Origin of the sequence: Companilactobacillus nodensis DSM 19682 = JCM 14932 = NBRC 107160 (assembly GCF_000615905.1) — a bacterium.
In the GTDB taxonomy this organism is placed as follows: domain Bacteria; phylum Bacillota; class Bacilli; order Lactobacillales; family Lactobacillaceae; genus Companilactobacillus; species Companilactobacillus nodensis.
Genome location: NZ_BAMN01000039.1, coordinates 1 through 8,857 on the forward strand (window position 1 = coordinate 1; position 8,857 = coordinate 8,857).

Here is an 8,857-nt window from a genome sequence, read left to right on the forward strand (position 1 = left end):
AAACTTTATTAGTATAAGGATATGATCAGTTTTGAAAATTACCAGAGAATTTAGTTATTATGGCAAGGGGGGCTAGATGAGTATATAATTCTATTCATAAGGATATTTATATTTTATATAGAGGAGTTCGCATGAACATACAAAGTTTTGTGAATAGAAGAAAAGAATTAGGTTTGTCACAGAAGGAACTGAGTAACGGAATTTGTACTCAAGCAACCTTAAGCAAATTTGAAAATAACGGTAAGATCCCATCTCTAAAGATTTTGATAAAGCTGTGTAATCGTCTTGATTTATCTTTGGATGATGTCATGGGTGTCAATGACAGTACTGCTAAGAAAATTGTTGATTCGATGAATAAGGTCGAATTTAACTTGATCACAAGTAATTACAAGGAGTCATGGGATATAATCAATCAAATCGACCAAAATTTACTCAAAGATGATAATGATGCTTTGATGCAATATTATTATCTCAAGGGTTTTTTGAATGTTTTGGATAATGGAGATTTGTTTGATGCCGTCTTTGATTTTAATCAGATCTTGACAAGTTTGGATTCAGATGGAAAAACAATTTTTACTTTCCTTGCCTACACAGGTATGGGGATGGTATATGCTCAGCAGAAGGATTCTGCCAAGAGTGAATACTACTTTAGTAAGGTGTTTAACGATATTTATGGAATGTCGATCGATAATATCAATCAGATCTGGCGTTATATTAGCATTATCTTTTATTGTGCAATTTATTATTCAAATCAAAAAGATTATGAAACTGCCAACACTTTACTTAATTATGGGGTAAAAATTTGTTCCAACAATCACGTGACTTACTATATTGCTAGATTATATGCTCAATTAGCTATCAATGACTGTGCTGTCAACGGTTCTAGCGAACATACAGCAGAGCTATTGACCAAGGCTCGTGTTTTTTCAGAGTTTAATGACAATCATAATGAATTGGTAACGATCAAGGGGCTGATTAAAAACTGTAAGTAGGGGGAAATTTTATGACTTCTTACAAGAAGCTAAATAAGATTTTACTTTGGGTTTTAGTCATTGCTTTCTCGATTTTAATTGCCGGGGGACTTTTGATCTTCAAGAATGAAGCACCTCGTCCATCTAAAATTGTTAGTGAGTCTGGTACTACCGTAGTCACTAAAGGTGAACTAGTATCAGGACAAGCTGTTTTTGAAAAGTATGGTTTGACAGATTATGGTACTTATCTTGGAAATGGTACTTATTTTGGACCAGATTATACTGCTGAAGCATTACATATCTACCTAAAAGGTATGAATGAATACTATGCCAAAAAGAATTTTGACAAGGATTTCAAGTCTTTAACAACTGAACAAAAGTCGGGTATTAAAGGTGTTGTTAAAGAAGAGATCCGTAAGAATAGATACAATTCTAAGTCAGATCATTTGGTCTTAACTGATGCACAAGTGTCAGGATTGAATTATCTAACTAAGTATTACCGTGGCGTTTTCAAGAATAATCCGGATGAAGCCGGGTTACCTGAGAACATGATCAAGAATATGACTAATGACTTCATGGAAAGTGGAGATAAGGTCGATCAATTGACGTATTTCTTCTTCTGGGGAGCTTGGTTATCATCGACTAATCGTCCAGGACAACAATATTCATATACAAATAACTGGCCATATGATCCTGATGCCGGAAATATTATGACTTCAGATGCTATGGTTTGGACTGCGTTGTCAGTTGCCTTATTGGTTGCTGGTGTAGGATTAGTTATTTATGTCTACAAGAAGTACCATCTTGATATGCAATATATCGAAGATTACTCGAATATCAAGTCCATCAAGACTGATGAACCGATCACAAGTTCACAGCGTAAAGCCGCTAAGTACTTCTTGATCGTTATGCTGATGTTCTTCGTTCAAGTATTGCTTGGTGAATTATTGGCGCATTATTATGTCGAGAATTCATTCTTCGGAATACCGCTTCAAAATATCTGGCCGTTTAACTTGGCTAAGACATGGCACTTGCAACTAGTTATCTTCTGGATCGCTACTGCTTGGCTTGCAACGGGTATATATATCACACCACGTATTATTGGTCGTGAACCTAAGCGTCAAGGATTGCTGGTTGATATTTTGTTCTATGCATTGATAGTTGTTGTCGGCGGCTCAATGCTTGGTGAATGGGGTTCAACTCTAGGAATTATCAATGACAAGTGGTGGTTATTCGGTCACTACGGTTGGGAATATGCCGAAATGGGTAAGTTCTGGCAGATTCTGTTCATCATTGGTATGGTTCTCTGGGTTATTATCTTATTGCGTGGTTTCTTACCAGCAATCAAGATCAAGAAGAACATCGACCGTTCTAGATTGCTCCAGTTATTACTTTGCGGATCAATTGCTATTCCAGCATTTTATCTAGCATCACTATTTATCCTACCTAACTCACACGTTACATTTGCTGATTATTGGAGATGGTGGATCGTCCATCTATGGGTTGAAGGTATCTTCGAGTCATTTGCGGTTATCTTGATTGGTTACTTGATGGTCGATATGAAGTTGACAACTATTAAGTCAACTATCAGAGCCTTGTATTTCCAATTGATCTTACTACTTGGAACTGGTGTTGTCGGAATGGGACATCATTATTTCTGGGAAGGTGACCACTCAATCTGGTTGGCACTTGGATCATGTTTCTCAGCTCTAGAAGTTATCCCACTATGTTTGTTAGTTTGGGAAGCTTATACACATTATCGTGTGTACAAAGATTCAGCTATTGATTTCCCATACAAGGGAACATTCATGTTCTTAGTATCTACTGGTTTGTGGAATGCTATTGGTGCCGGGGCACTTGGATTCTTGATCAATGCTCCAGCTATCAACTACTTCGAACATGGAACACAATGGACATCTGCGCATGCGCATGGTTCTATGGCTGGTGTTTATGGATTCTTCTCAGTCGCAATCATGTTGTTTGCAATGCGTCACTTAACTAAGCCAGAGTTCTGGACTAAGAAAGTTGAGAAGTGGATCAAGTGGGCATGCATCGTAATGAATATTGGACTTGCTGGTATGACATTCATTACGTTGATGCCAATGGGATTCTTACAATTGAAAGATGCTCTAGAGTTCGGATACTGGCACGCTAGACTTGCTAGTTTCTATCAAGATCCAGTTATCATGGGCTTAACGATTGCTCGTTCAGTTCCTGATATTATCTTTACAGCTGGAGTTGTAATTCTATTAGTTATCTTCTTCAGAGGTATGTTCCACTTGAAACCTGCATCAAAAGAAATTAATCCAATCGATTATGATATTAAATAAAAATTGGACTCACTTCTGTGAGTCCTTTTCATTACCGTAATCCTTGAAAAACTTGCAGTAAGTTATAGAGAGTCTACAATAGATTTAGTAAACATATCGTACAAAAGTAATTGAGGGGATTTATTGATGGAGAAGTCTGCTAAGCGTTCATTTTTTAAAACACATTTTTGGGATCGATTAAATGTCTTACGTGCTGGTATCCTTGGCGCTAATGATGGGATTATTTCTGTCTCAGGAATAGTCTTGGGTGCCGCTGGTGCTAATTTTAATAGTAAGACATTGTTCATTACGGGTGTCTCAGGAATGCTGGCAGGGGCCTGCTCAATGGCTGGTGGCGAATGGATGTCAGTCAGTACTCAGCATGATGTTCAAGAGAAAACACTTCAGTCAGACTCTGAAAAAATAGAACAAGAAGACTTGTTAGTACCAATACACGCGGCAGCCGCTTCGTTTGTTTCATTTATTATTGGTGCATTGATACCGTTGGTGACAATGTGTGTCTCAAGTGACAGTTGGCGAGTTATCAATACTGCAATTGCGATGGTTATTGCTTTGAGTTTGAATGCTACGGTTAGTACGCTCAATACGACTATTTCCACTAAAAAAACAATTCTACGTAATGTGGTAATTGGGGTTCTGACCAGTATAATCACATATTTGATCGGTAGTTTCTTTCATGTTTCAGTTAGTTAATTTGAATTTTAGATAGCAGTTCTCGTTTTTGAGGGCTGTTTTTATTTTGCTTTTCAGCTAAAATATTAGTGAGGTAATAATTATGATGGAAACAGATAGTAAGAATATCAACATTACAGATGCGGAATGGCGGATCATGCGTGTCATCTGGGCACTCGATACTGTCACATCACGTCAATTGATCGATGTCTTGGGTGACTCGATGGATTGGAAACCAGCTACTATCAAGACGCTATTGCACAGATTAACTGATAAGGGAATCGTCAAGGCTGAAAAAGATGGCAACAGGTTTATTTATTCAGCTGTAATGGATGAAAGCCGAACTGTCGACTTGGCATCTAAGAAGTTCTTCAATCAAGTTTGTGCCAAAAAAGTTGGTTCAGCTGTCGCCTATATTATTGATGAGTCTGAATTGACACAAGATGATATTGATAAGATTCAGGATAAATTGAATCATAAGCAAGCTGTTGAACAAATTAATTGTAATTGTGTCCCAGGAGAATGTGACTGTAATTAAGCGAATCTTTTTTGATTCGCTTTTTTACTATTTAATTTATGATCTGTATGTATAATAGAAGTTGAAAAGCTACAGGGGAGATGATTTATATCAAAAAAACAGGAAAAGTTCTTGGAGCGCTTGGTGCTGGCTTCATTGCACTGAAAGGACTTCAAGCAATCAAAGAAAAAAGAAGTTTGCGTAGTTTGTTAGTTGAAGAAACGTTAGATACAGTTAATCTGTTTCCAACTATTCGTTCCCAAGAAGATATGAAAAATTATATTGGCAATTATTACAAACCATTCAAGTTGCCTGAAGAAGCCAAATTGCGATATAGATTCAAATATCTGAAGGGATTTGATGATACATTAGAGTATGTCCCTAAGGAACAAACTAGCAAGGTGATCTTCTATATCCATGGTGGAAGCTATTGGTTCCAGCCCCTCAGTTTTCAATATGGGATGATGCACAGACTATCTAATATGGCCGATGCTCGAGTTGTGATGCCAATTTATCCCAAGGCTCCAATTCACAATGCTAATGAAGCTACAGCGATGGTCTTGTCAAGATACTTGTATTTGATCAATGAAGAATATATCGACCCTGAAGATATTGTTCTGGTAGGTGATTCTGCTGGTGGCGGGATGGTCTTATCGCTACTGCAAGTTATGCGCAATCGTAAGTATCCATTGCCAAGTAAGGCAATCTTGATATCACCTTGGCTGGATGTATCTAACAGCAATCCTGAAATGGAACAATTGCAGGCTGTTGACCCGATTTTACATGTTGAAGATCTGAAGTTTGAAGGTAAAGTTTATGCCGATGGACTCAGTGTGAAGGATCCGCTGGTCAGTCCGATTTATGGTGATCTAACTAAGTTGCCACCAATTCATTTGTTCATTGGAACGCACGATATTTTTTATGCGGATGCTAAGAAGATTAACGAGATTGCTTTCGAAGATAACGTGGACCTCACTATGTATACTTATCCTAATATGGATCATGTCTTCCCAGCTTATCCAATTCCGGAAGCCAAAGAAGTATTGAAGAAAATTGCTTCATTAATTAAATAAGAAACTCAAAAAGGGCCTCACCAGATAAATCTGATGAGACCCTTTGTTTGTATTTAAGCTTGTTTGTAGTTTGAGGCTTTTAGGTTACTGATGGTTAGCATAACGATCAAGCTGATAACGTAGAGTGTTGAAATGAAGACCATGACGGTCATTACGTTGTAGTTGTCGAGGATCCAACCGATAGCCAAACTGGAGAATCCACCGATACAGCGTCCAGTATTCATGATGACATTATTGGCAGTAGCGCGGATCTCAGTGGGATAGAGGCGACTAACAACCGCTCCATATCCTGCGAACATTCCGTTAGAGAAGTAACCGACGATTGCTCCTACGATGATCAGCGAGATCATGTTGGTTGGTAAAGTTAGAACATAAACGCCAATCGCTGAGCAAACTAGGAAAATTCCGAATGCCATACGAGGTCCGAGTGTATCAAGAATCCAACCAAAGGTCAGCATTCCAGCACACATTCCTAGGATCGTGGCAATCATCCAAGTTGAGCTGGCAACCGTTAGGTTAAGTTGCTTTTGCATGATAGTTGGTAGCCAGTTCATCAGCCCGAAGTAACCGGCAATTTGCACGATAGCCATAACTGTTAGTGCGATCGTTTGATGAGCAATTTTTGGTGTTGCGAATAGTTCTTTAACACTTCCGTGTTTTTCTTTGGAGGATTTGATGAAGGTATCACTTTCTTTTAAGTGATGTCTGATGAAGAAAATTATAACTACTGGTAGGACTCCGAATAGGAATAGTGCATGCCAGCCAAGTGTTGGGATAACGAATGCGGCTAGTAATGCTGCCATGATGGCACCACCTTGACCAGCCATACCGACCCAGCTTGATACGCGTCCGAGCTTCTTCTTCGAGAAACTTTCGGCAAGAACTGTCATACCAATTCCGTATTCACCACCGCCACCGATCCCGGCGAAGAAGCGGCAGATGTAGACCAAGGTCAAGTTGTGTGCGAAGAACATTGCCCCAGTCGCAATGGCAAAAATAAAAATTGTATAAGTAAATGTTTTGATACGGCCGACTCTGTCAGCTAAAATTCCAAAAAAAATACCACCTATAAGCATACCGATATTAGTGACCGTGGAAATCATTCCCGCTTGTGTTCCACTCAGTCCGAATTCGGCAATGATTGAAGAAAGGGCAAATGATAAGAACATCACGTCCATATTCTCCAGTCCGAATCCGGCGGCTGTGGAAGCCACTACTTTGGCTCGATAGCTATCTAGATGGTTTGAATTATTGTCTTCGACTATTTTCATAGTATATCTTCCTCCAAAATGAACGCTCTCTGTCGTTCCTTATTTTGCTTGTCCGTATAATATCACGCAGGAAAAATATAAACAAGGGTCGAGGCTTTTGACTAATCTTTGAAAATATTGATGTAGCAGTATTTTGAAGCTTTAATATTTATTCTTTTATTAATTTAGATTTATTTACTATTATTCCAGTAATTGTAAGCAGTGTAGCTAGAACGGCCAAAACGATGAGGATATTTGAACTTTGTTGAAGCATACCGAATGAGACTGGACCAAAGGCTGCTAATAAGTAACCAGCCGACTGTGCCATACCTGATACTTCGGCGGTTTGATACTGATTAGTTGTCTTGCTGGTAAAGAAGAAGATGGCGGTATTGAAGGCAATACCTTGAGCAATACCAACGAAGATCGTCAGTATGACTAGATATGCGGCTGAGGTAGTGTTGACTAGAAATGCTAGTGGAGAAACGACATATCCTAGTGCGACAAAGATTGTTAATGCCGTCATTCCAGATTTCTTGGGAGCAAGCATAGGAACGATGAATGATAATGGTAATCCGGCGATTTGTAGAATGGTCAGTAAATTACTGGAGAAGACGGTTGATACTCCATGCTACTCAAGATTCTAGGTAGCCAAGTCAGAATGGAATAGTATACGGTCGATTGGAGTCCGAAGTACAGAGTTATCAGCCAGCCAAGTGATTGATTCCAGACGCTGTGATAATCAGGTATCTCTGACTTTTTCACGGTCTTGTTCTTTTTGTTGCTGAGAATATTTGGTGTCCAAAAGACTATTGCCAGAACTCCGGTTAATGACAGAATTGACAGTGTTGAATTCAGACTGACCTTTGTGATCAAGAAGCCAGATAGAGCCGTACCAATGGCTGCTATGAGAAGCATGGTCATCGTGTATAGGGCGGTTCCCAGTGGGATTTGTTTTGGCAGGCGGTCTTTGATGATAGCAGGCAGTAGAACATTACCACTATCGATACCAACGCCGACTAGGGCAGTACCGAAGAACAAGGCCCATGTCTGCGGTATGATCCTCAAATAACTTCCAAATATTAGTAAGATAAAGAAGATAAAAATCGTTACTTCATTACCTTTACTCTTAGATATCTTGACAATAATCGGAGAAAAAATAGCGAAAGCAATCAATGGAATTGACGTCAATAACCCAGCCATTGAGCTGGGGATGTTGAGGTCGTGTTCAATGCTATTCAATAATGGCGGCATGATCGTGATCGGTAGCCGTAAGTTGGCAGCTATCAGCATCATACTGAATATGAAGTAGTTTTTGGATATTTTTGGTGCTGTTGAATTCAAAATATGGTCCCCCCTCTGAAATAGTTACCTTAACATTTTAGAACAAAAAGAGTGAGAGCGTGGAGAAATACGTTCAACTTCTGAGTATAACCTAAAAAAATCTCGTATTTACATAAGTAAATGCGAGAATTTTTGTAGTTAAACGGAAGAAGTTGTATTTCACAACGCGTTTATGAACCAAATTAATGGTTCAATCTTCTATAGTACGTCGACATCTTCGTAACGTGTCATTAGTGTGTTGAAGTTGTAATCTTTGATAAGTTGAATGTGTCCTTCACCTTTGAAGAAGGCGGTGAAACTACCGGCTAACATAAGATTTAATGGTTGATCAGGTTCATAGCGAACACCGATAACAGGGATGTTGTTGGCAAAAGCATAACCGCATTCCCAAATAGTTCCGGAATCAGGTTCGAATTATCCGTTCTCGTTCTTGTAATCCAGCATAGCAATTACGAGGTCAGAAACATTGATATTGTTGATATCATGCTTGAAGACGGCTGTTTGCCATTCAAAAGTTCCCATCTTGGCGTCTTGGTATTCATCTACTCCGGGGCGGAAAATATCACCAATTGTTGCATTATTATTTAATAATCTTTCGATTTCATCCAGACGACTGATTTGTTCTTTACTGAAGAATGGTCCGGCTAAATATACACGATTTTTTTTGTCCATTAAACTGTTGGTTTCTCCTTAATAATAT

Annotated in this window: 9 protein-coding genes; 5 read left to right on the forward strand and 4 right to left on the reverse strand. The window is 38.9% G+C overall.

Going from position 1 to position 8,857, the window contains the following annotated elements; genetic code table 11:
• Window positions 1-131: 131 nt before the first annotated feature.
• The 5 genes from JCM14932_RS13595 to JCM14932_RS13615 all read left to right on the forward strand — a co-directional run bounded on the left by JCM14932_RS13595 (window position 132) and on the right by JCM14932_RS13615 (window position 5,563).
• On the forward strand, window positions 132-992 hold the full coding sequence (locus tag JCM14932_RS13595) for a helix-turn-helix domain-containing protein (RefSeq protein WP_025025343.1): 861 nt from the start codon (window positions 132-134) through the stop codon (window positions 990-992).
• Window positions 993-1,003: 11 nt separating this feature from the next.
• Window positions 1,004-3,301 carry a nitric-oxide reductase large subunit gene (locus JCM14932_RS13600; RefSeq protein WP_025025344.1) on the forward strand — a complete coding sequence of 766 codons (2,298 nt, stop codon included), beginning with the start codon at window positions 1,004-1,006 and terminating at the stop codon, window positions 3,299-3,301.
• Between the two features lie 126 nt (window positions 3,302-3,427).
• Window positions 3,428-3,994: a VIT1/CCC1 transporter family protein gene (locus JCM14932_RS13605; RefSeq protein WP_025025345.1), complete on the forward strand. Its 567-nt coding sequence runs from the start codon at window positions 3,428-3,430 to the stop codon at window positions 3,992-3,994.
• 82 nt (window positions 3,995-4,076) lie between these two features.
• The gene (locus JCM14932_RS13610; RefSeq protein WP_235700608.1) at window positions 4,077-4,511 is read left to right on the forward strand and encodes a CopY/TcrY family copper transport repressor; all 435 of its coding nucleotides are present in this window, start codon (window positions 4,077-4,079) and stop codon (window positions 4,509-4,511) included.
• Between the two features lie 80 nt (window positions 4,512-4,591).
• Window positions 4,592-5,563, forward strand: a complete 972-nt coding sequence (locus JCM14932_RS13615; RefSeq protein WP_025025347.1) for an alpha/beta hydrolase — start codon at window positions 4,592-4,594, stop codon at window positions 5,561-5,563.
• Window positions 5,564-5,616: 53 nt separating this feature from the next.
• Here the strand turns inward: JCM14932_RS13615 and JCM14932_RS13620 are convergent, their stop codons facing one another.
• From JCM14932_RS13620 to JCM14932_RS17315, 4 genes are all read right to left on the reverse strand, one after another.
• Window positions 5,617-6,834: an MFS transporter gene (locus tag JCM14932_RS13620; RefSeq protein ID WP_025025348.1), complete on the reverse strand. Its 1,218-nt coding sequence runs from the start codon at window positions 6,832-6,834 to the stop codon at window positions 5,617-5,619.
• Window positions 6,835-6,982: 148 nt separating this feature from the next.
• Window positions 6,983-7,339 (reverse strand): MFS transporter, encoded by a 357-nt coding sequence (locus JCM14932_RS17305; RefSeq protein ID WP_235700609.1) that lies wholly within the window; start codon window positions 7,337-7,339, stop codon window positions 6,983-6,985.
• A 68-nt stretch (window positions 7,340-7,407) separates the two neighbouring features.
• On the reverse strand, window positions 7,408-8,157 hold the full coding sequence (locus tag JCM14932_RS17310; protein WP_235700610.1) for an MFS transporter: 750 nt from the start codon (window positions 8,155-8,157) through the stop codon (window positions 7,408-7,410).
• Between the two features lie 414 nt (window positions 8,158-8,571).
• On the reverse strand, window positions 8,572-8,829 hold the full coding sequence (locus tag JCM14932_RS17315; protein ID WP_235700611.1) for a nucleoside 2-deoxyribosyltransferase: 258 nt from the start codon (window positions 8,827-8,829) through the stop codon (window positions 8,572-8,574).
• Between the last annotated feature and the right edge of the window lie 28 nt (window positions 8,830-8,857).

Bases quoted from the DNA above. Each gene is read 5' to 3' on its own strand.
- JCM14932_RS13595 (WP_025025343.1), top strand. From the start codon at position 132: ATGAACATACAAAGTTTTGTGAATAGAAGAAAAGAATTAGGTTTGTCA.
- JCM14932_RS13600 (WP_025025344.1), top strand. From the start codon at position 1,004: ATGACTTCTTACAAGAAGCTAAATAAGATTTTACTTTGGGTTTTAGTC.
- JCM14932_RS13605 (WP_025025345.1), top strand. From the start codon at position 3,428: ATGGAGAAGTCTGCTAAGCGTTCATTTTTTAAAACACATTTTTGGGAT.
- JCM14932_RS13610 (WP_235700608.1), top strand. From the start codon at position 4,077: ATGATGGAAACAGATAGTAAGAATATCAACATTACAGATGCGGAATGG.
- JCM14932_RS13615 (WP_025025347.1), top strand. From the start codon at position 4,592: ATGATTTATATCAAAAAAACAGGAAAAGTTCTTGGAGCGCTTGGTGCT.
- JCM14932_RS13620 (WP_025025348.1), bottom strand. From the start codon at position 6,834: ATGAAAATAGTCGAAGACAATAATTCAAACCATCTAGATAGCTATCGA.
- JCM14932_RS17305 (WP_235700609.1), bottom strand. From the start codon at position 7,339: ATGACGGCATTAACAATCTTTGTCGCACTAGGATATGTCGTTTCTCCA.
- JCM14932_RS17315 (WP_235700611.1), bottom strand. From the start codon at position 8,829: ATGGACAAAAAAAATCGTGTATATTTAGCCGGACCATTCTTCAGTAAA.